Below are 23,662 nucleotides of genomic sequence, written 5' to 3'. Positions count from 1 at the left end.
CTCGTACTGGATGTACTTGGGTCGGGGCCCGGTGCGGCGAGAGTGCGTGCATGGCGTCGCGCGGCAGACGGGAGTTTGACGACAGGGCCTAGGCGGGGCCGTTGAGGGCGCCGAAGCCGCCCGCGAAGTACACCAGCGGCCGGCAGTCCAGCTTGTGTTCGCAATAGCGGGCGTCGCCCACGAAGATGGTGTGATCGCCTCCGGGAAGGGCCTCGGCCACGTCGCACACGACAGCCGCGATGGCGTCCTTCAGCACCGGCACACCATGGTCGTCGTAGGTCTCCACGCCCGCGAACTTGTCCGGTTTGGAAGCGGCGAAGTTCCGCGCCAGGTGCTCGCTGTTCTCGCCGAGGACGTTGACGGCGAACCGCCCGTGCTCCGCGATCGCGGTCCGCGTGTACAGGTGGTTGCCGATGCACACGATCAACTGGAGCGGGTCCAGGGAAAGGGCGGCCACGGCGCTCGCGGTCATGCCGATGGGCGTACTTCCGGAGCGGGTGGTGATCACGCTGACACCCGTGGCGAGCCGGCTCATGGTGGACCGGAAAGCGACCGTCATGTCAAGGGTTTCCGTCATCGGAGGACCTCCGTAAGGGTGGGGCTAGGCCCTGGTGGCCGGTGTGAAGCGTGCAACACCGTCTGTTAATGCAGGCGAAATCGCGTCCCGCGCCGGGCGTCACCGGCAGGCCGCGGGCCCTGCCTGCTCATCGGCGCAGCCGGTCGACCAGGCGTCTGAGGTCCGCCGACGGCGGTACCCCGAGCTCATTCATGGCGCGCAGATAACCTCGGTACAGGTCGAGCAGTTCGTCGTCCGAGCCGACCGCTTCCGCGGCGCACAGGGCCAGCCGCCAGGCCTGCTCCCGATAGGGATCGCTGTCCAGGACGACACGAGCGAGCCGCCGGGTCTCCCGTACGCGGCCGAGGCGCAGGGCGACGGTTGCCGCGTCGACGCGTGCCTGCATGAGGGCGGTGTCGAGTTCGGCGCGCCTGGTGTCGAGCCAGTACGTCGAGACGGAGTCGAAGTAGGAGCCGTGTTCGGCGATGTCCAGGGCGCGTCGGAGCGTGTCCCAGCGGTGCTCGCCGTCCTGCCGTGCCGCTTCCGACAACAGTCGCTGCACGGTTCCTGAGGCGCTCACGACCGCAGACGGCGGGTTCAGACGGTACGCGTCACCGTCCTGAACGAGTGAGATGCCGTCGGGCAGCACCTCGCGCAGCCGGTACACGGCCTGCCGAAGATAGCTCCGCCCGGTCGCGTCGCCCCGCCCCGGGAACAAGGCCTGCAGGAGGTCCTGGCGCCGGGCACTGCCTGCGTGCCGGGACATCAGGTAGGCGAGCAGCTCAAGGCTCTTGGCCAGGCGCGGATGGACCTCCCGTCCGTCGGCGACCAGCCGCACCGGGCCGAAGTCCTCGAGTACCAGCCGGGGTTCGGCGTACCCGGCCACCGGTCTCGCGGTCGACAGCGCGGACACGACCTCGTGCCAGCGTGAGGAGTGTGTGGGTTCCGCGTCGGCCCGGCGCACGGCGACGGAGGGCACGTCGTCAAGAGCCTGCAACAGCAGGTGGCGTGGGCCCTGGGCCGTGGCGACATCCAGAGCCAGGTCGGCAGCGGTGTCCGCGCCTTCCTCGTCGCCGGTGCGCCACAACGCCTCGCTCAAGTAGGCGCAGGCCGCGGGGAGTTCCAGATGCCGACCGCCCGAGCGCATTCCGGCGACCGCGGCGGTGAGGGGGGCCACGGCTTCCTCGTCACGATCGGCCATCAGCAACGTCAGGCCCCGCCACATGTTCGCCAATTCCTTGGTGAACGCGTAACGCGCACACCCCCTGCGCTCGGCCTCGGCGAGCGCTCGGGCCGCCCTCGGCAGATCATGGTCCAGGCGCAGGGCCAGTTTGGCCTCGAGAAGCAGGCTGAGGATCTCGTAGACCCGGGAACCGGTGGCTGCGATCCGTTCGCGGCCGGTCAGCAGTGCGGCCCATGCCTCGTCCCGACGCCCGAGATCCGCCATCAGCTCAGCCGCGTCGATGGCCTCCAGCCATACGGGCCGCGATCCGTCATCGACGGACGCATACGCCTCCTCGGCCTGGGAGATACGTCCCTCGGCACGCAGCGCGGCCACTGTCCACGGAGCACCCGCCACTGTCCGCCAGGCGCCGGGTGAGCCGGCGTCTTGTATGTGCCGCAGTTGCCCGGCCATGTAGGCGATGCGCACCACCATGGCCTCAAGGGGACCTGCGACACGGTCGAGGATGTCCGGAGCGAGCGGGGCCACGCTGTTGTCCGCCAGAGCGAGCAGAGCCGCGGCGATGTCGCGGGCGTCACCCGGGGACATGACACCCAGGACGTCGTGCGCCTCGTCGATCCTGCCCACGTGCCACAAGCACCACACCAGCAGTGCCAACTCCTCCGCCCCGTCGTCCTGTTCGGCGAGCCCGGCCCACCAGGAACGGCCGTGGTGGTCGGCCAGCTGCACGCCCCGCCAGCACTGTTCGAGCCCAAAGGCGAGCCGGAGTCCCGCCGCGGCCAGACCCGGTGCGAGCGGTCGGGGAGCCGGGCGCATGCGGTCGATCCAACTCTCCGCGGTCGCCAGGTCGAGCCGGTCCAGCACCGTGGGCAGGGCACGTTCCGCGGCATGTCGAGCGGTGTGGGTGTCGCCGCTCATCAGCAACTCGGCCACGGCCTCCTCGTGCCGGCCCCTGCTTTGGAGCAACCGGGCGTAAGCACGGCGCAGTTCGGCGACCGTGTTCGCGTCCAGCCGTCCGATCTCGCGGCGGAGGTACTGGCGGAACCGTGGCAGGGCAACCATGCGACGGCCGTCGGGTGACCAGGCGAGCGGCAGCCTTCGGCCCCGGAGCGAGGCCATCGTCCGGTCCGGCGATGCCAGTCCGAGGGCATTGGCCTGTTCAGGCGTCACTCCGTCCTCAAGGAGGCTCGTCCGGACGAGCAGCGACGCCTCGTCGGGCGTCAGCTCGGCGAGCAGCTCCGCCGCGAGGCGCTCGTGCTGCACGGCCGAGGCGGAGGCGTCGCTGCCCCCCCAGTCGTAGACGACTCCCGTGACCCAACCGCCCGTCGCTTCCACCAGCCGGCACGGGTCATCGTCCCTGTCCATCCGCCGCAACGCTTCGGTGGCCTCGGCGACATCGAAGGCCAGGTCCTCGTCCTCGAGGAAGGCGACACGGTGGACGTCGCCGAGACCTCCGATGCCCTGGGGCAGATCCGTTCGGGAGATCAGTACGAGCCGTGGACCGGCCGGCAGGTTCCCGGCCAAGGCCCCCAGCAGTTTCTTCGCGCCGGCGCTTGCGCCGGTCGTCTCCACACGGTCGATCACCACAACCAAGTCCGTCCCGGCGAGCATCCGGCTGAGCAGGGCACCGACCCCCGACGGCGGAAACCCTCGGCCCAGTGCGTCGGTCAGCGCGACCGCCACGTCCGGCGCATGGGGCGCCACGGCTGCCGCGAGAAGGCGCGCCGGCATCTCTGCGTCGGCGCCGGAATCGCCGGTATCCGACATGCCGACGAGCGAGACCCAGGCGACAGGGCTGGAGAGGGCCTGCGCCGCCTGGAGGGCAGCGATCGTCTTGCCCGATCCCGCCGAGGCCGCGATGACGAGTACCGCGTGCCGGTCCAGCAGCTGATGGATTCTGCGGACGAGCCGAGGCCGGGGTACGACGTGACTGGGCAATCCGGGCAGCCCCTCACCCGCTTCACCGGGATCGCTGCTCCTCATGGAGACCGCCTTTCGACGGTGCGCGCGGCGGCGGCGATGCTCAGTCCGCGAGCACGGGTTCAAGTACAAAGGTGTGCCGCAGCAGGGTGTACGGCCCGTCGGTCCGACCGCGGCACGGTCCGGTGCCGGCGTCGTACGTGTCATAGGGCGCGACGAGGGACTGCTTGACCCCGAAGACGGGATCAGCATCGAGGTACGGGTCGTCCGAGGGGAACAGCATGGTGGTCACGCGCTGGAATCCGGACGCCTCGATCAGGAGGTGAACATGAGCGGGGCGCATGAGTGACCTGCCGGTCGCGCCCATGAGTTCGCCGACCGTACCGTCGCCGGGTATCGGATAGCTGGACGGGCGAATGGAGCGGAAACCGAAGTGCCCCGTCTCGTCCGTCCGGAACAGCGCACGCATGGCCGGGTCCACTCGTCCGGGCACATCCACGTCGTAGTGGCCGTCGGCGTCACTGTGCCAGACGTCCACCGCCGCCCCGGCCACCGGCGCTCCCGCACGGTCCACGACCAGTCCTTCGAAGAACAGAGGGGTGCCGGGCAGGCCTGCGGAGATGTCGGCCGCATCGGGCTGCTGCGGCCTGTCGTCACGGAAGAACGGGCCGAGGACACTGTTCTGTGTGGCTTCGGCGGGGCGCCGATGGCTCAGCGCATCGACCAGCATGGTGACGCCCAGCACGTCCGACAGCAGGATGAACTCCTGCCGCGTCGACGTGCACAACTGTCCGGTGCGGGTCAGGAAGTCCACCCCCTGGGCCCACTCTTCCTCCGTGAGTGCGACCTCCTCCACGAAGGCGTGGACGTGCCGCACCAGCGATTCGAGGATCTCCGCCAGGCGGGAGTCCTTGGCGTCCCTCATGGTGGAGATCACGGCCTCGGTGATGGTGTCACTGGTCAGATCACGCATGATGTACTCCCGTGGTGGTCGAGTGTTCGATGAAGGAGCCGACGCGCGACAGTTCGCTGCCGGATGACGTCACTGGTCCCTCCCCGGCCCAGGCCCGGGTCAGGAGGGCACGGACCGCCCCCGGATCCACCGGCCGCGGATTCCAGTAGGCGTCCTGCGCAACGAGTTCGGCCGCCTGGGCAACCCCCGATTCCGGCATGCCGAGGTCCCGCAGCGCCGTGGGGGCGCCGAGCCGCCCGGCGAAGTCGAACAGCCCGGTCGCAGCGTCGGTCCCCGGCAGCGCCTGCGCGATGCGCGCCATGGCCTCAGGGGCCGCCGGTCCGTTGTAGGCGACCACATGGGGCAGGACGACTGCGTGGGTTTCGGCGTGCGGAAGGCCGAACGTGCCGCCCAGCACATGGCACACCTTGTGGTGCAGCGCCATGCCCACTGTGCCGAGGCACGTGCCCGCCAGCCACGCCCCGTACAAGGCATCCGCGCGCGCCTCGGCGTCGTCCGGGCGCTGTGCGATGACCGGAAGGGCACGGGTGAGGGCGTCGAGTGCTTCCCCTGCCATCAGGAAGGCGACCGGGTCCTGGTCCTGGGCGTAGAGGGACTCCACGGCGTGGGCCATCGCGTTGATCCCGCTGACCACCGAGACCGTCGTGGGAAGCGTCAGCGTCAGGTCGACGTCGTACACCACCGTCCTGAGCTGCACTTCCGGCAGGCGCCGGGTCGTCTTTCTCCCCCTTTCGGTCTCTCCGAGAATGGGCGTCATCTCCGAGCCGGCATAAGTCGTCGGCAGCGCCAACTGCGGAAGACCCGTCCGCAGGGCGATCGCCTTGCTGAGGCCGACGGTCGATCCGCCGCCCATGGCGAGCACAGAGTCCGCGCCGACGGCTCGGGCGTACGCGACCGCTCTTTCGGTGACCTCGACAGGCGTATGCGCGGCGGCTTCAGGGAAAGTGCCGGCGGCGGCCCCACCCAGCAGGTCGCTCATCTCCGCCGCCCGGCTCACGTGACCAGGGGTGCACAGGATGAGCACCCGGCGGCATCCCAGAGCGTCGGCCTCTGCGGGGACGCGGCTGCGGGTGCCACTGCCGAAAACCACCTTGGTGATCTGCCCCCGATGCACGAACGATTTCATGAGAAGTTCCTCATTCGCACCACTCCTCCATTCACGTATGAAAGCGTCGGCAGCTGCCGGGAGCACGTCAATGGATTCGGTGAGCGATCAGGCGGATCAGCGCGGAAATACCCTGTTCACGCGATGTCCGTTCCCTGCACGGGCCCACCGTCGCAACCGATATCACCCATCTGCGGGATGCAGGCCGATGCCGAGGTGGAGGACGGTGGGGCTGGGCAGGCGGCCCATTCGACGCGGCGACGAAGAAACCCGGGAAATAGTCGCAGACGCGGCCAAATCATTGGCATTGCCTTACAGAGTCCGAATTCCGCATCGGCGAGAGGCTGAGAAGCAACGATGGACAAGGTGGTGGCCACCGCACTGGAGGCGGTGGCCGACGTGCCGGACGGCGCGTCGCTCGCGGTGGGCGGTTTCGGGCTCAGTGGTGTGCCGAACGCATTGATCCAGGCGCTGTTCGAGCGGGGAGCCGGCGGGCTGTCGGTCGTCTCCAACAACTGCGGGGCGATGGACTCGGGTCTTGCGGTGTTGCTCACGGCGGGCCGGATCGCCCGCGTCACCGGCTCCTACATCGGGGCGAACAAGGAGTTCGCGCGCCAGTATCTGGCCGGGGAGCTGGAGGTGGAGATGATTCCGCAGGGCACCCTGGCCGAACGGCTGCGAGCCGGCGGGGCCGGGATCCCCGCCTTCTACACCCGTGCGGGAGTGGGCACGCAGGTGGCCGAGGGCGGGCTGCCGTGGCGCTACGACGGCTCGGGCGGAGTGGCACTGGCCTCGCCGCCCAAGCAGACCCGCGAGTTCGACGGGGTCGAGTACGTGCTGGAGCGCGCCATCCGCACCGACTTCGCGCTGGTGCGGGCCGCGCGCGGCGACCGGCACGGCAACCTGGTCTTCAACAAGTCCTCCCGCAACTTCAACCCGCTGGCGGCCATGGCGGGAAGGGTCACCATCGCGGAAGTCGAGGAACTGGTCGAGCCCGGCGCCATCGATCCGGACGCGGTGCATCTCCCGGGGATCTTCGTGCAGCGTGTCGTGGCGCTGACCCCGGAGCAGGCGGCGGACAAAAGGATAGAGAAGCGGACGGTGAGCGGCTGATGGCCTGGACACGTGAGGAGATGGCCGCCCGCGCCGCGCGCGAACTGCGCGACGGCCAGTACGTCAATCTCGGCATCGGACTGCCCACACTCATCCCCAACCACCTGCCCGACGACGTCGAAGTCGTCCTCGAATCGGAGAACGGGATCCTGGGCACCGGCCCGTACCCGACCGAGGAGCAGGTCGACCCGGACCTCATCAACGCGGGGAAGGAGACCGTGACGGTCCTGCCCGGGGCCTCGTTCTTCGACTCGGCGCTGTCGTTCTCGATGATCCGCGGCGGGCACATCGACGTGGCGGTGCTCGGTGCCATGCAGGTCTCGGAGAAGGGCGATCTCGCGAACTGGGCGATCCCCGGGAAGATGATCACGGGGATCGGCGGGGCGATGGACCTGGTACACGGTGCCCGGACCGTGATCGTCGTCATGACCCACACCGCCAAGGACGGAAGCGCGAAGATCCTCACCGAGTGCGCGCTGCCGCTGACCGGGAAGGCGTGCGTGAACCGGATCATCACCGACCTCGGCGTCCTCGACGTGACCGGCGAGGGCCTTGTCCTGAGGGAGACCGCACCGGACGTGGCGGTGGACGACATCGTCGCCAGGACCGACGCCAGGCTGACCGTCGCGGAGGACCTGCGGTGAACGACGTCCACATCGTGGACGCGGTCCGTGCGCCGACCGGCCGCTACACCGGGCGCCTGGCCTCCGTCCGCCCGGACGACCTCGCCGCGCACACGATCCGCGCACTCCTCGCCCGCACGCCGCGGTGGGACCCGTCCCGGATCGAGGATGTGTACGCCGGCGACGCCAACGGCGCCGGCGAGGAGAACCGCGAGGCCGCCCGCGTGGCCGCCCTGCCGGCGGGTCAGGCGAGCTGAGCGAGTTCCGCGTCAGCCCGTGCCACCCAGGTGACCGCACCCAGGTCGTGGAGGAGGACGCGGGCGTCGCGCAATACGGTCGTCGCCTCTTCCGGCCGGCCGGTTCGACGTAGCCAGGCGCCGTGCGCAAGGGCGAGGCGGGCGGCAACCCATGGCCAACGACTCAGGTCCGTGGAGAGCGCGCTGACGTACAGGGGGCCCGCATCGGCGTCGTGGGCGAGCACGGCGCGCGCGTACGGCAGTTGCACGCTCAGAAGCGGAGACGGCGTGATGCGCGCCAGTCGCTCCAAGTCGGTCAGGACGCTCCGGCCCTCGGCCACCTTGCCGGTGCGCACAGCGGCTTCGGCGAACAGTGCCACGGCGTCCAGTCCTTGACGGGCGTGATATCCGGCCGAAGCCGGATCGAAGAGGTCCCGGAACTCACGGTATGCCGCCTCGTCGTCTCCCTCCACGCTCCAGGCGAGCCCCTTGGCCAGCCCCACGCACGACAACAGGCAGTTCAGCCGTCCCACGCGTGCGGGGACTTCCGCCTGGGCAGCGGTGGCGAAGGCCGCGGCAGCGTCACCTCGCAATCCCCGCACCTGTGCGTGGCAGACGGTGGTCCCCGCCGTCCAGAGCGGCTGTCCGGTTTCCTCAGCCAGCCTCAGGCCCTCGGTGGCCGACGCCTCCGCGGCGTCCCAGTGTCCCAGGACGCCGCGCACCACCACCTGCATGCTGAGCACATGGGTGAGCAGACCGATGCGCCCCTGTTGACGCAGGAGTGTCTCGGCACGGTCGAGAAGGTCCGCCGCACGGACTTCGTGGCCGACGGCGTGCGCGGCCATGCCCAGCAGCCGGAGTGCCGCCGGATCGCGCAGATCGGCGGGCTCGAGCCGGTCGAGGGCGGCGCACACCACCTCGCCGCGCAGCAGTGGCTCGGCCACCGCCAGCACGGCGAGCCACCGCGGGTCGGAGCGGGTCTCGTCACATGCTTCCGCGAGTACCTCCGCGGCGGAGACGACGGCCGCCCGGGCCTGTGGGCCGGTCTCCGCCCACCAGCAGCGCAAGGCGGCGCCCAGGAGGAGGTTCAGGGCCAGCTCCGGGTCCCCGGCGCCGGCCGCGTCGTCCGCGGTGACGCACAACTCGGACACCCGTGCCACGTCGCCGGGGACGCCGTCGCGGAAGATCTCCCGGAGCCACTGGCCCTTGGCGTGGTCGAGGGGATCGATGCTCTGCCGCATCGCTGCGGTCACCAGGCGTTCGACGAGATCGCCCCGGCCGAAGTCGACAGCGAACTCCGCCGCCCTCAAAAGCCTTTTGGCGCGCAGCGCGTGGCCGGACGTCAGGCCGGCCGAGCGCTCCAGTGCCTCCACGGCCGACAAAGCGGCGCCGCGTTCCCATACGCGCTCCGCGGCTTCGGCCAGCAGCTCACCGGCCTCGTCGTCAGGCCCCACCACGCTGCAGGCGTGGTGCCAGGCGCGCCGGAAGGGCTCCTGGACGACCTGGGCCAGGGCGGCATGCGCCCGCTGACGGCGCGACAGGGACTCGGCCTGCAGTACGCCGGAACGCACCAGCGGATGCCGGAAGAGCAGCTCCCCGTCCCTGACCCGGACGAGCTGGGCGTGAACGGCGGCTTGAACGTCACGTGCCGAGAGGCTTGCGCCGAGCAGTAACGCTGCGGCGGCCCCGATCTCGGCCAGGTCGGTGGAGCCATCGGCCGCGGCGACGAGGAGCAGGTCCTGGGCAGCGGCCGGCAAACCGGCGCCGCGGCCTCCGAAGGTGCGCTCCAGACGAGCGGAGAGCGGCCCCGCTCCCATGCGTTCCCATCCGCCGGCCGCCAGCTCACGCAGCGCCAGAGGATTTCCCTGGGCCTCGGCCAGCAACCGGCGCCGGTGGTCGCAGCCGAGGCCGCCGGCGTACCGGGCGAGCATCTGCTCCGCGGCCGGTTCGCTCAGCGGGCCGAGGGTGAGGGTCCGGGCGAGGGAGCCCGTGTCGACAGCCGGAGCGCCGGCACGCTGCGTGGCAACCAGCTGGAACCCCATGTCGGAGGCTCGGCGCGCCAGGAATCCCACTACCTGCCCGGAGTGCGGGTCGAGCCACTGGAGGTCGTCCACGAGAACAGTCACGGGGCCCCGCTGCACGGCCCGGCGCAGCAACTGTGCGGCACCACGGTTGATCAGCGCGGCCTCGGGCGGACACTCCGTCAGCCCCTCACCGAGCGCCGAGCGGAGGGCTTGGGACTCGGGGTCCGAAAGCGCGGCGATGTCCCACAGAAGACCGCGCAGCAGCTGATGAAGACCGGCGAAGGGCAACTGCGCCTCCGCCTGGACGCCGACAGTCCGCAGCACCTCGTGCCCGGCCTCCTCCGCGAACCGCCGGGCCGCCTCCAGAAGGGCCGTCTTACCGATGCCGGGCTCTCCGAGCAGCAGCACTACCTGACCGGGGCAGGACCTGGGTCCCCACAGCCGGGCGAGCTCGGTCACCTCCGCGTCACGGCCCATCAGGTGTTCGGGCTCCATCGACCGCCTCCCTCTGACTCTCTCCGGCCCCGTCGAGCGGCCGTCCGCGCCAGGCACACACTCCGGGGCCCGGGGACCTAAAGGTCGTACTTGGTGAGCCAGTCCAGGCAGGCGTCGGCCACCTCGCGCCAGCCGCTGTCGATGGTCAGCGAGTGCCCCCGGTCGGGAAACTCGATCAAGTCGGTGACCGCGTCGGAGTCGCGGTACTGCTTGAGCGTCGCCTTGGTGATGGCCGTCGGGACCGTGTGGTCCTTGCCGCCCATGATCAGCAGCAGCGGTCCACGATCGGTGTTGTCGGTGTCGACCTTCGCGGGGGAGTGGGGGGAGAAGTTGGCCACGGCTGCCTCGAACAGCGGCTTTCCGGGCGCGGGAATGGTCCACCGTTCGTGGAGCTCCGCCGACTCACTCTCGCTGACCGCGTTGCCGAAGGCGAAGCGGAACTGCTCGGCCGTCAAGGAGACGGCCCGGTGCTTGTTCGCGGGGTTGCTGAAGACCGGGAAGGTCGAACGCAGCGATGAGAGCGGCAAGGGCCGTACGCCCTTGATCTGCGCGGCGTCGATGGCGATGCCGGCCGCGGCCCGGTTCTGGCCCAGCAGCTTCTCGGCGATCATGCCTCCGAAGGAGTGGCCGATCAGGATGGGCGGCTGCGGCAGTTTCTCGATGATCTGCGCGTAGTGGGCGACGACGTCGTCGATACCGTGGCCGGCGATGCTGTCCGGGGCCGCACGGGACAGCTCCACGCTCTCTGCGACGCCCGGCCAGCCCGGCGCGACCGGCTGATAGCCCCGCTCCTGGAAAAGCTCCACCCAAGGAGTCCAGGAACTCGGGTGCAGCCAAAGACCGTGGATGAAGACGACAGGCCGTGAGGGTCTGCTCATGACTCTTCCTCCTTCTGCTGTGAGGGCCTCCATGCTGGTCGTCCGCGCAGCTGCCGTGCTTGAGTCACCTGACTGCAAAGAAGGCGTCCCCTCCAGGCCGGGGACGGAGTGTGTCCTTCGAACGGCCAGTGGGGCGAACGCACTACGGCGGACAAGCAAGCGCGGGTCCGCGACATCGGACGCTCGCGAGAAGCGGCCACCGGCGGTAGCCGCCTCGGCGTGTGCCTCACCCCCGGGCACTAGGTCCTGTCGTCAAACTCCCGTCGTCCGCCCGGAGGGCGGGCCGCGCGGCGTCAGGTGCGTGCTCTCGGCGTGCCGGGACCCGGCCCTCGTACTGGATGTACTTGGGTCGGGGCCCGGTGCCGGCGAGAGTGCGTGCATGGCGTCGCGCGGCAGACGGGAGTTTGACGACAGGGCCTAGCCCGGTGCGGGGCGGGCCGAGCGGACGATGAGCGAGCGGAGTTCTTCCACGGCCCGGACGCGGGCTCCGGTCAGTTCGGGCGACGACAGCGTGGCCGCTGTGACGGTGACGGGGCGCGGTGTGCGCTGGAAGCGCTTCTCCACGGCGCTGATCATGACGGGATCCGGTCCCCAGGCACCGCCGATGACGATCATCCGCGGATCGGCGAGGGAGACGGCCGCGGACAGCACCCCGCAGACGGCCCGGGCGAGCGCGGCGCGGACCCGCTGGGCCCGCTCGTCGTGCCCGGCGAGCAGTTCCCGGAGGGCCGGGACGTCGATGGCGGTGGAGGAGGGCCGGCGCAGACCGAGGGCGGCGAACACCTCGGTGAAGGCCATGGCCTCGCCGTTCGGGCCGTAGGTGCACAGGTGCGCGATCTCCCCGACGAGGCCCCCGTGCCCGCGCCGGACCGTGCCGTCGTTCACCACGGCGCAGCCGAGGCCTTCGCCGAGATGGAGATAGACGAAGTCGTCGACGCCCCGGGCGCAGCCCGCCTGGTGTTCGGCGCGGGCGGCCCAGTTGACGTCGTTGTCCACCAGTACGGGGCCGGTCACGCGGCCCGCGAGGACGCCGGGCGGGTCCAGGTCGCCGACGAGGAAGGGGGCGTCGGGCAGATGCACGAGCCGGCCCGTCTCGCGGTCCACCGGGTCGGCGGCGCTTACCACCGCGAGGCGCAGCGGGCCGGTGATCCGCGCGGCCAGCTGTCCGGCGGCCCGGGTGAGGGCATCGGCCGCCGCCTGGTGTCCCGCGTTCGCCTCCAGTGCGGTGCGGACCTGTCCGTGCGCGTGGCCGAGGGCGTCGACGGCTTCCGCCGTCACACCGTGCGGGGTGATGCTCGCGACCAGCGCGGCGCCGAGCCGCGGGGCGAGCGCGTAGTAGGAGCCGACCCGCCCGCGTCCGGTGGTGCGCTCCCCGGTGTCGATGACCAGGCCGGCCCCGGTGAGGCGCTGGACGCTGTCGGAGATCGTGGGCTTGGAGATCCCGGTGTGAGCGGAGATCTCCGCCCTGGTCAGACGCGGACGGTCCATGAGCGCGCGCAGCACGTTCTCGTCGGTCAGCGCGCGCAGCATCTCCAGTGACGGCTTCGGCTGGGTCATGCCGACCATTCTAGTAAGGACTCTTGCCTAAAAGCCCGCGGCGTGCCTACGGTCGTTTCTAGTAAGGAGTCCTCACCAAAGGAGTCGGGCGATGACACTCGCCGCTGAACCCCACCACCCCGCCGCCCTGCCGCACTGGGAGAAGACCCCGGCTGACCTCGGGGCCGCCATCCGCGAGATCAAGCCCGCTCTGCGCGCCCGGATCGAAGCCTCCGGCCGCAGCGTCCAGGAGGTGTTCGCCGCCGTCGAACAGCGCATCGAGTCACGTATCGCCGAGATCGAGGCCGACCGGGCGCGCGGCGAGGAGGTGTGGCCCGTCCTGGACTACGACGCGATCGCCGGCGGAACGGTGACGCCGGCGCAGACGGCCAGGCTCAGGAAGCGCGGCTGTCTCGTCGTACGCGGCCACTTCCCGCGCGAACAGGCGCTGGCCTGGGACGCCGGCATCGTCGACTACGTCGAGCGCAACGAGTTCTTCGAGAACTACACCGGCCCCGGCGACGACTTCTTCGGCAGCGTCGGATCCAAGCCGGAGATCTACCCCGTCTACTGGTCCCAGGCCCAGATGCAGGCCCGCCAGTCCGAGCGCATGGCCACCGTCCAGTCCTTCCTCAACTCGTTGTGGAAGCACACCGCCGACGACGGCACCCGGTGGTTCGACCCGGACCGCGACGCGCTCTACCCCGACCGCATCCGCCGCCGCCCGCCGGGCACCGACTCCTCCGGCCTCGGCACCCACTGCGACCCGGGCACGCTCGACCTGTGGATGACGCGCGAGTACCAGCGGGCCTTCCACCACCTCTTCGACGGCACCGCCGAGCAGTACGACCCCTGGGACGCGGCCCACCGCACCACCGGCCCCCAGTACCCCGGCTCCACCATGTGCTCCGCCTTCCGCACCTTCCAGGGCTGGACCGCGCTGTCCGACATGGACGCCGGCCAGGGCGTGCTGCACACCGTGCCGATCCCGGAGATCATGGCCTACCTGCTGCTGCGCCCCCTGCTGCCGGACGTCCCCGAGGACTCCATGTGCGGCGTGCGCACCAACCAGGTCTTCCCCGTCACCAAGCGCTGGCACCCGATGCTCCACCGGGCCCTGACCCCCATCCCCGACGTCCGGGCCGGCGACTCCGTCTGGTGGCACTGCGACATGGTCCACAGCGTCGCCCCGGTGGAGAACCAGAAGGGCTGGGGCAACGTCATGTACATCCCCGCCGCCCCGTGGTGCCCCCGCAACGAGAGGTACGCGGCCTCCGTCCGCGAGGCGTTCGTCACCGGTTCCAGCCCGACCGACTTCCCCGAAGAGCACTACGAACGTTCCTGGACCGGCCGGTTCACTCTCGACCAGCTCAACGACACCGGCCGCCGGGGCCTGGGCCTGGAGTGACTTCAGGGCACCGAGCGCACGGGCCGGCCCGGCGCCCGTGCCGTCAGAAGGTTCCCAGGTCGGCGCAGACCCAGTGCTCGGGCCGCATATGGATGAGGAAGTGCTCGCCGAGCCGGGCCCGGTCGTACTCCACGAACGCGGCGACCTTCTCCTTCGGCAGATAGCGCGCCGCCATCTCCCAGGAGCGCTCGCGGCTGTCCGGGGCCGTCCTGGTGACCGGTCCCTCGACCGACACGTAGCGCACGGTGGGCTGCGTACGCTGCACCATCAGGCTGAAGCGCCCCGCGGTGCGGATCGCCCGCGCCTTCCGGGAACCGGCCCCGGTACGCACCCACAGCTCGCCACCCGGCGTGTACTGGTACCAGATGGGGACCGTCAGCGGGGCGCGGTCCGGCCGTTCGACGACCGACAGCGCGCCGATGTGAGGCTCCGCCAGGAACCGCTCTCGTTCTTCGATGGAGAGTGTCACGTGTCCGACGGCGCTCTAGTCGGCGCCGCGGCCCAGGACGCGGCGGGCCGCCTCGGCCTCCGCCGCCGGCGGGGACAGCTCGTCGAGCGTGTCCAGCTCGTCGTCCGCTTCCAGTTCCCGCTCCCAGGCCGCCGCGAGGCGTTCCTGCTCCTCGCGCGGCTGCGCGCCGACGGCCTCCCGGTGGTGGGGGTCCAGCGCCGCCAGAAATCGTTCGACCGGGTCCGTCGGCATGCGGTGCTCCTTGTCGCCACTGGGTGCCGCTCCGGCCCAGCATGGCCAACCCCGGCCGCGCCCGCCGCCCGACACGGCCCGGCACCACCCTGATGGCCCTGCGGACGCCGTGGCCGGGCCGGTCGCGACGGGCGGAGGGCCTGTGTGGCGCGTGCCGGGCGGCGACGGGATGGCGGGCGGCCTCGTGGCAGCGTGCTGGCCGCGACCGGTGGACGGGCGGACGGACCGGACGGGGCCCGGCGCAGGGTGGCTCTGACCGGCGGTCGGTCGTGCGCGGACGGGGACCGGTCAGGTCTGCCGGGCGTGCACCGGGTCGTGGGCGACCTCGTCCCGGCACTTGCGGTGCGGGCGGCTCAGCCGCCGGTCGCGCTGCCAGTCGAACGTCGCGAGCGCCAGGGACGCCACCATGCCGGCCAGGGCGGCGCACAGCGCGGTCACGAGGGCGCCGCGGTAGTCGTGGCTCCGGCCGAGCACCAGGTAGAAGAGGCCGGGCAGGGCGGCGGTGCCGAGCGTGGCGCCCAGCCGCTGCCCGGTCTGCAGGGCGCCGCCCGCCGCGCCCGCCATCCGCACGGGCACGTCCCGCAAGGTCATCGTGATGTTGGGGGAGACCACGAAGCCACCGCCGATGCCACCGAGGAACAGCACCGGGGCGGCGACCCACGGAGCGATGTGCAGCGGCACGAAGCGGAGCAGCAGCGCGGTGCCGCCCAGACCGACGATCACCCCCGTCAGGCCGCACACGGTGAGCAGCCGGCCGAACCTGTCCACCAGCCGCCCGGACACCACGGCCGCGCTCGCCGAGCCCAGGGCGAACGGAGTCACGGCGAGGCCGGAGCGGAGCGGGGAGAAGCCGAGACCGTGCTGGTAGAAGAGGGCGAACACCAGCCAGACTCCGCTGAAGCCGATGAAGTACAGCGTGCCGATGCCGGCGCCGACGGCGTAGCCGCGCACGGTGCTGAACAGGCGCGGGTCGAGCAGCGGCTGGGCGTGCCGGGCGACCAGGCGGCGCTGCCACTGGGCGAAGACGACGAGCACCGCCGCACCGACGGGGAACAGCCACCACAGGCGGTCGAGACCGCCGGAGTCCGCCTGGACCAGCGGATACATGAGCGCGAGGACGCCGAGGCCGAGGAGCAGGACGCCGGGCACGTCCACCTGGCCCCGCCCGGAGCGCCGGGTGCGGGGCAGCAGACGGCGGCCGAGGAGGACGGCGAGGATGCCGATGGGGACGTTGACGTAGAAGATCCACCGCCAGCCCTGGGCCCCGGAGGCGAGCGCGAGGACGACACCGCCGGCGAGGGGGCCGGCGGCGGAGGAGATGCCCACGGTGGCACCGAAGAAGCCGAAGGCCCGGCCGCGTTCGGCGCCGCGGAACATCTGCTGGATGAGCGCGGAGTTCTGCGGGGCCATGAAGCCGGCCGCCAGGCCCTGGGCGAGGCGCGCCACCACCAGCGGCATGATGCCGGGGGCGGCTCCGCAGACCGCGCTGAAGATCACGAAACCGCCGAGGGCCAGCAGGAAGATCCGGCGACGGTCCAGCGCGTCGCCGAGACGGCCGGCGGTGACGAGGGCGAGGGCGAAGGTCAGGGCGTATCCGGACACCACCCACTGCACCTGTGCCGGAGAGGCACCCAGATCCCGCTGGATGGTGGGCAGGGCGACCGCCACGATCGTCACGTCGAGCAGACTCATGAAGCCCGCCACCAGCGTGACCCACAGCGCGCGCCACCGGCGCGGATCAGGCTCGTACCCGGCCTCCTGAGCACCCGCGTCCCGACCGCCTGCCGCCGACGTCGACGCCGTCACCTGGGACTCCTCTCACCAGGGCCGCACCCGGTCGCACCAGGTTCCCCCGCCGGCCACGGACACACATACCCCGGCCTGCTACGCGACCCACCCGCCCCCGGGACGTACGCGCGGTACCACGCCCCAGGCGTACCGCCCGCGGGAAGCCGTCCGCCCGGGCGTTCCCCCCGCAAGCGCCGGGCCCCTGGCGGTCCGGCACCGCCGTGGGTGACCGTGTCGCCTGCCTGGTGTTCGGTGCCCGCCTTCCAGGTGCCGCCCGGATCACCGGGATCCACCGCCGCCCGCTCGCTCACCCGGTCCCGGCTCCGTTCAGGACCAGTGCGCGGAACGACGGCACGACCGGTCGGAGATCCGTGCGGTGCCAGGCCGCCCAGAGCCGTACGGACGCCTCGTGCCAGGGCAGTTCGCGTACGGTGATGCTCTCGCCGGCGCCTCGCAGCATGCTCTTCTGGATCAGCGCGAGGCCCAGTCCGGAGGCGACGAGTCCGAGGGCGGTCTGCGGCTCGGCGGCGTCCAGCCGCACGTCGGGCGTGAACCCGGACGCCGCGCAGGCGGCGATGAAGACGTCGCGCCAGGCCGGATGCTGGGAGTCCGCCACGGCGATCCAGGGCTGCCCGTCGAGATCGGCGGCGGTGATGACCTCCTGCGCGGCGAGCGGATGCCCGTGGGGGAGCGCGAGCATCAGCGGGTCCTCCAGCAGCAGCGCGGAGCGCAGGTCGGGGTCGTCGTCCGCGGGCGGCTCGTGGACGAGCGCGATGTCCAGGCTCCGCTGCCGCAGACCCTCGAACTGCTCGGCGGGGCTCAGGCGGTACAGGGCGACGTGGATGTCGGGGCTGCGCTGCTGGAGGGCGCGCAGCGCGCCGGGCAGGATGCCGGTGTGCAGGGCGTGCGGGACGTACCCGATGCACAGTCCGCCCTCCTCGCCCCGGCCGAGCCGCCGGCCGAGGTTCTCCAGCCGGTCGGCGTGCCGGAGCAGCGCACGGGCCTCGCTGAGGAAGACCCGGCCGTCCGCGGTGAGCCGGATCCGCTGCTGGCTGCGCTCGAAGAGCGTCAGACCGAGCTTCTGCTCCAGCTGGGCGATCTGCCGGCTGAGCGGTGACTGGGAGATGTGCAGGGCCTCCGCGGCCCGGCCGACGTGTTCGGCCTCGGCGACGGCGACGAAGTAGGTGAGCTGGCGCAGATCAAGCATGTAAGACCTCTGGGGACTCAAGTCTGTCCAACTATGTCTTGGACAGTCTCAACTCTTCGATCCTAGCCTCGGTGACACAAGGACGACGGCCCGCCGGACACGCTGCGGCACCCGTCACATCCCCTCACCGAAAGACCCCCCATGAGCATCAAGAACCTGCTTCCCGGACGTCTCGGCTTCGGCACCGCCCCACTGGGCAACATGTTCCGCGCCATCCCCGACGAGGAGGCGGCGGCCACCGTCCGGGCCGCCTGGGACCACGGCATCCGCTACTTCGACACCGCCCCGTTCTACGGCGCCGGGCTGAGCGAGATCCGCCTGGGCGAGGTGCTGTCCGGCATGCCCCGCGACGCCTACGTCCTGAGCACGAAGGTCGGCCGCGTCATCCTGGACGAGGCCGAGGACCCGGCCGCCCGTGACCTGGGCGAGAAGGGCGGCCTGTTCGAGCACGGACGCCCCAACAAGATGGTCGACGACTACTCGGCCGACGCCACCCTGCGCTCCATCGAGGACAGCCTCCAGCGCCTGCGGACGGACCGGCTCGACATCGTCTGGGTGCACGACGTCGCGCAGGACTTCCACGGCGACGAGTGGCTGGCCAGGTACGAGTCCGCCCGGACCGGAGCCTTCCGGGTCCTGGACCGGCTGCGGGACGAAGGCGTCATCAAGGCCTGGGGCCTCGGCGTCAACCGTGTCGAACCCCTGGAGGTGACCCTCGACCTGGACGAGCCCAGGCCGGACGCGTTCCTCCTCGCCGGGCGCTACACCCTCCTCGACCACGAGCGCGCCCTCCAGCGGCTGCTGCCCGCCGCGGCCGCGCAGAACGTCGACATCGTCGTCGGCGGTCCCTACAGCTCGGGCATCCTCGCGGGCGGCACGCACTTCGAGTACCAGCAGGCCCCCGCCGAGATCGTCGCCAAGGTCGAGCGGATCAAGGCGCTCGCCGCGCGGCACGGCGTCGGCATCAAGGCCGCCGCGCTGCAGTTCTCCCTCGCCCACCCGGCGACCGCCGCGGTCATTCCCGGCGCCACCCGCCCCAGCCGCGTCGCCGAGGACGTCGCCGCGCTCGCCGAGCCGGTCCCGGCCGCGTTCTGGACCGCGCTCCGCGAGGAGGGCCTGATCGCCGGGAACGCGCCGCTGCCCGCCTGACCGGCATCCGACACCACCCATCCGATCCATCCAGGAGACACCCGTGGCCACCACCACCGCGTCCCTCGACATCCCCGTGCCCGCCGACCGCGTGTGGCAGCTCATCGGAGGCTTCGACTCACTGCCCGACTGGCTGCCGTACATCCCCGGCAGTGAACTCGGCGAGGGCGGCCGGGTACGCACCCTGACGAACGAGGAGGGCGGCGTCATCGTCGAACGGCTGGAGGCCTTCGACGACAAGGCGCGCACCTACACCTACTCCATCGTCCGGGCCCCCTTCCCGGTCACCGACTACCGCTCCACCCTCACCGTGCGCGAGACGTGCGACGGCCACGGCGCCCGCGTCGAGTGGTCCGGCACCTTCACCCCCGTCGGAGTGCCGGACGAGGAGGCCGTCGACCTCTTCCACCGCATCTACGCCGACGGACTGGCCGCCCTGCGCCGGACGCTCACCGGCTGACCTGGCAGGCGCCGCGCGGGCCGGGCCGGGGCCGGGCTCAGGTGGCCGCGGACTCCACGCCGAGCCCGGTGAGGTAGGCGGTGAGGACACGGGTCAGGCGGGGTTCCACCTCGACGACGGCGTGGCCCAGCCGGGGGTCGCTCGTGTACAGCTCCCGCAGGCGCGGCCCCGGGCTGGCCATCTGCCACAGCGCTCCGGCCATGCTGGTCGCCGTGGCGACCGTGTCGACGGCCTGCAGCTCGGTCAGTCCGAGCAGCCGGTGCAGCTCGCCGCCGATCCGCTCGACCTCCCCGAGTGTCACCAGCTTGAAGGACCGCACCGACTCGATCGACACGTTCCGTTCCAGGTTCAGGGGCGCCTGGGCGAGCAGGTCGCAGAACATGGGGCGCGCCGCGAGCGTGCCGGCGATGACCTCGGCGACCTCGGCGGGCGTGGCGTGTGCCCGGCCGCCGAGGTCGCCGCACAGGTCGGCGGACCACTGCCGCCACCCCTGCGCGGTCAGTTCGAGGAAGATCTGCTCCCTCGTCTCGAAGTAGCGCAGCAGCGCCGACTTGTGCATGCCCACGGCCGCCGCGATGTCGGTGAGGGTGACGTCCCTCACTCCCTGCCGACCACCGAGCGCGCGGGCCGCGTCCAGGATCGCCTGTTCCCGGGCCTGTTTGGCCTCGGCGCTGCGCGCACGCTGAAAGGCAAGCTCACTCATGGAGGACATCATAGGAACCAGTAGCGCAACGGTGTTGCGTTATTAAGAGAACGGTGTTGTACTAAATCCATGAGTCAACAGCACCCACAGGTCTGGTTCATCACCGGTTCGTCGCGCGGCCTCGGCCGTGCCCTGGTCGCCGCCGCCCTGGAGGCCGGCCATCACGTCGTCGCCACCGCCCGCCGCCCCGAGGCGCTCGCGGAGGCGTTCAGCGAGTACGGCGACCGCGTCCTTCCCCTCGCCCTGGACGTCACCAGCCCCGACGCGGCCCGCGCGGCCGTCGACGCGGCGGTAGAGCGCTACGGACGCATCGACGTGCTGGTCAACAACGCGGGCTACGCGAACGTGTCGCCCATCGAGACGGCGGACGACGACGACTTCCGCGCCCAGTTCGAGACGAACTTCTGGGGCGTCTACCACGTCACGAAGGCCGCGCTCCCCACCCTGCGCCGACAGGGCTCGGGCACCGTCGTGCAGTTCTCCTCGATCGGGGGCCGGGTCGGCGGCTCACCGGGCATCGCCTCCTACCAGGCGGCCAAGTTCGCGGTCGACGGCTTCAGCCGCGTGCTGGCCACGGAGACCGCACCGTTCGGTGTGCGGGTCCTGGTGGTCGAACCGAGCGGCTTCGCCACCGACTGGGCCGGCTCCTCCATGACGGTCCACACCATCCCCGACGCCTACGACCAGACCGTGGGCGAGATGAACCGGCGGGTGCGGCAGAGCACGGACGGCGCTGCCGGGGACCCCCGCCGCGCGGCCGAGATCATCGTGCGGACCGTGGCGCGCGAGCAGATCCCCAGCCACCTTCCCCTCGGCGTGAACGCCGTGACCATGGCGCTGGACCACTCCCGCCGCCAGCTCGCGGAGGCGACCGCCTGGGAGAAGGTGAGCAGGTCGGCGGACTTCAGCGAGCCCTACCCCGTGGAGCTCCCGCCCGAGCAGCGTCCATGACGCCCCCCTGAGCACGCCGCCCCCGCTTCCGGGTACGTACGTCCTCCCCCCGTTTCCCCGGCCGGCCCACGGGAACCCGGCGGTGCCGACGAATGGATCGGAGGACGGCCATGACGGGACACACCGACGAGCCCGCCGACCGGTTCGCCCGGGCCCGCGACGACGAGGAGCCCGGAGCGCACTCGGGCAGCGAGAGCCAGGCCCGCGACCGGACGGTTCCGGGCACGGCCGGCGCCAAGGAGGGCTACCAGCCCGAGGAGGGCACAGTCGCCGGCGAGCCGCTGCGGGGCGTGGGCGCCGAGGAGCGTCCGGGGGAGCGCCGGCAGGGAGACGACGAGACGGGTGCCGACCGGTAGGGCGGGCCCACCCGGCCGGACGGCGCGGTGTCAGTCGGCGGGGCTGCCCACGGTGGCGGCCTCGCTGTGCTCCCCGCCGTCGTCCCCGCCGTCCGCGCCCTCTGCACCAGGACGCCGTACGACGAGACTGCTCACCTCGAAGCTCATCTCGGTCGTGCCGTCCTCCGGCGGCGGGTGGTAACGCCCGGCGCTCACCGAGAGATTGACGATCAGACAGGCGTGCCAGGCGCGGCCCACGCCCCGCCCGTCGGAGAACACCCGCGCGCCGTTCAGCCACCAGACCACCGAACGGCGCCCGAACTCGGTGCGCAGGTCCACCCAGGCGCCGGGGCGGACGGCGTCGTCGCGCACATAGCGGTTGGCGCCGCGCACATGATTGGTCAGTTCCAGCAGGTCCGGGTGGTCCGGGTGGTATTCGAAGACGTCGATCTCCTGGTCGCCGTCCCGCCAGGTCCAGATGGCCGGCCAGGCGCCGATCTCCCGGGGCAGCCGTACGCGGGCCTCCAGCACGTCACCCGGCCGGACCGTGAACCCCTCCTCGCTCCCCTCGGTGGTCAGCAGCCCCGTGTTCCACCTGCCGTCCGGCCGGCGCGTGGCCCGGAAGACTCCGGAGCGGCTGTGGTCGGCGTCGGGCACCAGGTAGTCCAGTTTGTCGTCGCCCGGATTGACGGGGCCGCCGTCCGGATAGGCCCACGAGCGACCCGCGACCCACTGGGTCCGCGAAGCGAAGTCCGCCGTGAACACGACGTCGGATCCGGTCGGGCGGCGCGGAGCCGGCGGCTGGCCGCCCGGTGCGAGTTCTTCCATGCCCGATGTCTCACCGGCGGTCACCCGGTCATGCGCCCGGGCCCCGATCCGGCGCCGAGATTGAGCCGTCCGGGTGAACGGCGGGCGGCTCAGCGCAGACTGGCGCCCTGGGCGCGCAGCTCCCGCTGGACCGCGCTCACCGGGACATCCCGCGGCTGCCGGCCCTGGGTCGCCGCCAGGGCCGCGCAGACGCCCGCCGCCTGCCCGGTGGCCATGGAGATCGGCATGACGCGGTAGGAGGAGTGGGCCACGTGATCCCCGGAGATGCAGCGGCCCGCGACCAGGACCCGCTCCACACCCCGGGGGAAGAGGCAGCGCAGCGGGATGTCGTACGACTCCCCGCGCGGCAGTCGTTTCAGTGTGGTGCCGCGACCGCTCGGGTTGTGGATGTCCACCGGGTAGGCACCGCGGGCGATCGCGTCCTGGAAGGTGCGGGCCGTGAGCACGTCGTCGCCCGTCAGCTGGTACTCGCCCACGATCCGGCGCGTCTCCCGGACACCGACGTGGACGCCGCTCTGTACGACGTAGGAGTCCGCGAAGCCCGGCACCCGCTCGCGCAGGAAACGGGCGATCTGCGCCATCTGCCGGTGAGCCGTGAACTCCGCCCGGGTCAGGTCCCACACGCTGGTGCCGAGCACTTCGGTGATCCGGGTCGAGTTCACCGCCACCTCACCGGGGTTGGGAGTGGCGAAGAAGAGCACGTCCTCGCGGGGCAGGTCCAGCTCCCCGGCGTCCGTGGCGGCACGGACCAGGTCCCACAGCCCGTGCACGCCCCGCCACTGGTCCGGGTGGGCGCGGGTGTAGGCGGTGAAGTCGTCGTGGTCGAAGCGGGCCATGCGGAACATCAGCGACATGGGCTGCGTCCAGCCGTCTTCCGGCCGGCCGATCTCGTACCCGGCCCCCGCCGCCGCGGCGATGTCGCCGTCCCCGGTGCAGTCGACGATGACGTCCGCGTCCATGACGAGGGGCCCCGACTTCGTCTCGAACACCGCGCGCGCCCGGTCCGGCAGGCTGAGGACGTCGGAGGCGAACGCGTGCAGGAGCGTACGGACCTCGTGCACCTCCAGCAGCTCGTACACCACCAGTTTGAACAGTTCGGGATCGAAGGGCACGGTGTAGCCGGTCTCCAGTGAGGGCCGGATCGCCGCTCCCGCGCGCACGAGGTGGTCGAGCAGCACCCACAGCACCCCGCCGACGACCGGCTCGCCCTCGCCGTGGTCGGGCGGCAGCAGACGCGTGGGGTCGCCGGGCACGGCCTGCTTGACCTCGTTGTGGAAACTCATCAGGGGCATCACCAGCGCCGCGGTGGCATTGCCGCCGAGGAACCCGTAGCGCTCGACGAGGACCACCTCGGCGCCCGCGTTGGCCGCACCGAGAGCCGCGCCGATGCCGGCCGGCCCGCCGCCGATCACCAGCACCTGCGTCGACCCCGCGTGCAGAGCCTTGCGCGGCGGAAGCTCCACCGTCCGGGGAACGCGGGGCGGCATCAGG

The 23,662-nt window shown here is 71.6% G+C and carries 21 protein-coding genes and 1 pseudogene; 8 read left to right on the top strand and 14 right to left on the bottom strand.

What is annotated here, in order from left to right; all coding sequences use genetic code 11:
• Positions 1-88 precede the first annotated feature (88 nt).
• From AB0L21_RS10375 to AB0L21_RS10360, 4 genes are all read right to left on the bottom strand, one after another.
• Positions 89-577, bottom strand: a complete 489-nt coding sequence (locus AB0L21_RS10375; RefSeq protein ID WP_365711435.1) for a flavin reductase family protein — start codon at positions 575-577, stop codon at positions 89-91.
• A 127-nt stretch (positions 578-704) separates the two neighbouring features.
• Positions 705-3,722, bottom strand: a complete 3,018-nt coding sequence (locus tag AB0L21_RS10370; protein WP_365783331.1) for a BTAD domain-containing putative transcriptional regulator — start codon at positions 3,720-3,722, stop codon at positions 705-707.
• A gap of 40 nt (positions 3,723-3,762) precedes the next feature.
• Positions 3,763-4,632, bottom strand: a complete 870-nt coding sequence (locus AB0L21_RS10365; protein ID WP_365783329.1) for a dioxygenase — start codon at positions 4,630-4,632, stop codon at positions 3,763-3,765.
• Positions 4,625-5,758, bottom strand: coding sequence for a maleylacetate reductase (locus tag AB0L21_RS10360; RefSeq protein ID WP_365783327.1), 1,134 nt, complete (start codon positions 5,756-5,758; stop codon positions 4,625-4,627). The genes AB0L21_RS10365 and AB0L21_RS10360 overlap by 8 nt, the downstream gene beginning before the upstream one ends.
• 336 nt (positions 5,759-6,094) lie before the next feature.
• On the opposite strand from AB0L21_RS10360, the gene AB0L21_RS10355 reads away from it, so the two are divergent.
• From AB0L21_RS10355 to AB0L21_RS10345, 3 genes and pseudogenes are all read left to right on the top strand, one after another.
• Entirely contained in the window at positions 6,095-6,850 is a 756-nt protein-coding gene (locus AB0L21_RS10355) for a CoA transferase subunit A (protein ID WP_365783325.1), read from the top strand.
• A complete protein-coding gene (locus AB0L21_RS10350; protein ID WP_365711426.1) occupies positions 6,850-7,494 on the top strand; it encodes a CoA transferase subunit B in 645 nt (214 codons plus the stop codon). The genes AB0L21_RS10355 and AB0L21_RS10350 overlap by 1 nt, the downstream gene beginning before the upstream one ends.
• Positions 7,491-7,718 (top strand): annotated as a pseudogene (locus AB0L21_RS10345) (3-oxoadipyl-CoA thiolase); the annotation flags it as partial. The gene AB0L21_RS10350 and the pseudogene AB0L21_RS10345, both read left to right, overlap by 4 nt.
• Here the strand turns inward: AB0L21_RS10345 and AB0L21_RS10340 are convergent.
• The 3 genes from AB0L21_RS10340 to AB0L21_RS10330 all read right to left on the bottom strand — a co-directional run bounded on the left by AB0L21_RS10340 (position 7,718) and on the right by AB0L21_RS10330 (position 12,663).
• Positions 7,718-10,228 carry an AAA family ATPase gene (locus AB0L21_RS10340; RefSeq protein ID WP_365783323.1) on the bottom strand — a complete coding sequence of 837 codons (2,511 nt, stop codon included), beginning with the start codon at positions 10,226-10,228 and terminating at the stop codon, positions 7,718-7,720. The pseudogene AB0L21_RS10345 and the gene AB0L21_RS10340 sit on opposite strands and share 1 nt — an antisense overlap.
• A gap of 77 nt (positions 10,229-10,305) precedes the next feature.
• Positions 10,306-11,106 (bottom strand): alpha/beta hydrolase, encoded by an 801-nt coding sequence (locus AB0L21_RS10335; protein ID WP_365783321.1) that lies wholly within the window; start codon positions 11,104-11,106, stop codon positions 10,306-10,308.
• A 417-nt stretch (positions 11,107-11,523) separates the two neighbouring features.
• A complete protein-coding gene (locus tag AB0L21_RS10330; protein ID WP_365783319.1) occupies positions 11,524-12,663 on the bottom strand; it encodes an ROK family protein in 1,140 nt (379 codons plus the stop codon).
• A 91-nt stretch (positions 12,664-12,754) separates the two neighbouring features.
• Between AB0L21_RS10330 and AB0L21_RS10325 the strand changes: the two genes are divergently transcribed.
• On the top strand, positions 12,755-14,050 hold the full coding sequence (locus tag AB0L21_RS10325; protein ID WP_365783317.1) for a DUF1479 domain-containing protein: 1,296 nt from the start codon (positions 12,755-12,757) through the stop codon (positions 14,048-14,050).
• A 43-nt stretch (positions 14,051-14,093) separates the two neighbouring features.
• Here AB0L21_RS10325 and AB0L21_RS10320 read toward each other — a convergent pair whose 3' ends face one another.
• The 4 genes from AB0L21_RS10320 to AB0L21_RS10305 all read right to left on the bottom strand — a co-directional run bounded on the left by AB0L21_RS10320 (position 14,094) and on the right by AB0L21_RS10305 (position 17,745).
• Positions 14,094-14,519: a pyridoxamine 5'-phosphate oxidase family protein gene (locus AB0L21_RS10320; protein ID WP_365783315.1), complete on the bottom strand. Its 426-nt coding sequence runs from the start codon at positions 14,517-14,519 to the stop codon at positions 14,094-14,096.
• 15 nt (positions 14,520-14,534) lie between these two features.
• Complete coding sequence (locus tag AB0L21_RS10315; RefSeq protein WP_365701977.1) at positions 14,535-14,750, bottom strand: hypothetical protein; 216 nt, start codon at positions 14,748-14,750, stop codon at positions 14,535-14,537.
• Between the two features lie 288 nt (positions 14,751-15,038).
• Entirely contained in the window at positions 15,039-16,556 is a 1,518-nt protein-coding gene (locus AB0L21_RS10310; protein ID WP_365783313.1) for an MFS transporter, read from the bottom strand.
• 289 nt (positions 16,557-16,845) lie between these two features.
• The gene (locus AB0L21_RS10305) at positions 16,846-17,745 is read right to left on the bottom strand and encodes a LysR substrate-binding domain-containing protein (protein WP_365701973.1); all 900 of its coding nucleotides are present in this window, start codon (positions 17,743-17,745) and stop codon (positions 16,846-16,848) included.
• A gap of 141 nt (positions 17,746-17,886) precedes the next feature.
• On the opposite strand from AB0L21_RS10305, the gene AB0L21_RS10300 reads away from it, so the two are divergent.
• Complete coding sequence (locus AB0L21_RS10300; RefSeq protein WP_365783311.1) at positions 17,887-18,894, top strand: aldo/keto reductase; 1,008 nt, start codon at positions 17,887-17,889, stop codon at positions 18,892-18,894.
• Between the two features lie 43 nt (positions 18,895-18,937).
• Positions 18,938-19,354, top strand: a complete 417-nt coding sequence (locus tag AB0L21_RS10295) for an SRPBCC family protein (RefSeq protein ID WP_365701969.1) — start codon at positions 18,938-18,940, stop codon at positions 19,352-19,354.
• A gap of 37 nt (positions 19,355-19,391) precedes the next feature.
• Here AB0L21_RS10295 and AB0L21_RS10290 read toward each other — a convergent pair whose 3' ends face one another.
• Positions 19,392-20,057 (bottom strand): TetR family transcriptional regulator, encoded by a 666-nt coding sequence (locus AB0L21_RS10290; protein ID WP_365783309.1) that lies wholly within the window; start codon positions 20,055-20,057, stop codon positions 19,392-19,394.
• Between the two features lie 69 nt (positions 20,058-20,126).
• Between AB0L21_RS10290 and AB0L21_RS10285 the strand changes: the two genes are divergently transcribed.
• On the top strand, positions 20,127-21,008 hold the full coding sequence (locus tag AB0L21_RS10285) for an SDR family NAD(P)-dependent oxidoreductase (protein ID WP_365701965.1): 882 nt from the start codon (positions 20,127-20,129) through the stop codon (positions 21,006-21,008).
• A gap of 110 nt (positions 21,009-21,118) precedes the next feature.
• Positions 21,119-21,364 carry a hypothetical protein gene (locus tag AB0L21_RS10280; protein WP_365701963.1) on the top strand — a complete coding sequence of 82 codons (246 nt, stop codon included), beginning with the start codon at positions 21,119-21,121 and terminating at the stop codon, positions 21,362-21,364.
• A gap of 30 nt (positions 21,365-21,394) precedes the next feature.
• Here the strand turns inward: AB0L21_RS10280 and AB0L21_RS10275 are convergent, their stop codons facing one another.
• Together AB0L21_RS10275 and AB0L21_RS10270 are read right to left on the bottom strand one after the other, a co-directional pair.
• Positions 21,395-22,171, bottom strand: a complete 777-nt coding sequence (locus AB0L21_RS10275) for a beta-glucanase (RefSeq protein ID WP_365783307.1) — start codon at positions 22,169-22,171, stop codon at positions 21,395-21,397.
• Positions 22,172-22,260: 89 nt separating this feature from the next.
• Positions 22,261-23,658 (bottom strand): FAD-dependent oxidoreductase, encoded by a 1,398-nt coding sequence (locus AB0L21_RS10270; protein WP_365702000.1) that lies wholly within the window; start codon positions 23,656-23,658, stop codon positions 22,261-22,263.
• Positions 23,659-23,662 lie beyond the last annotated feature (4 nt).

This window comes from Streptomyces sp. NPDC052721, assembly GCF_040678315.1.
Taxonomy (GTDB): domain Bacteria; phylum Actinomycetota; class Actinomycetes; order Streptomycetales; family Streptomycetaceae; genus Streptomyces.
The sequence above is the reverse complement of the archived record's forward strand: the minus strand, read 5'-3'. Positions and strand labels throughout refer to the sequence as shown.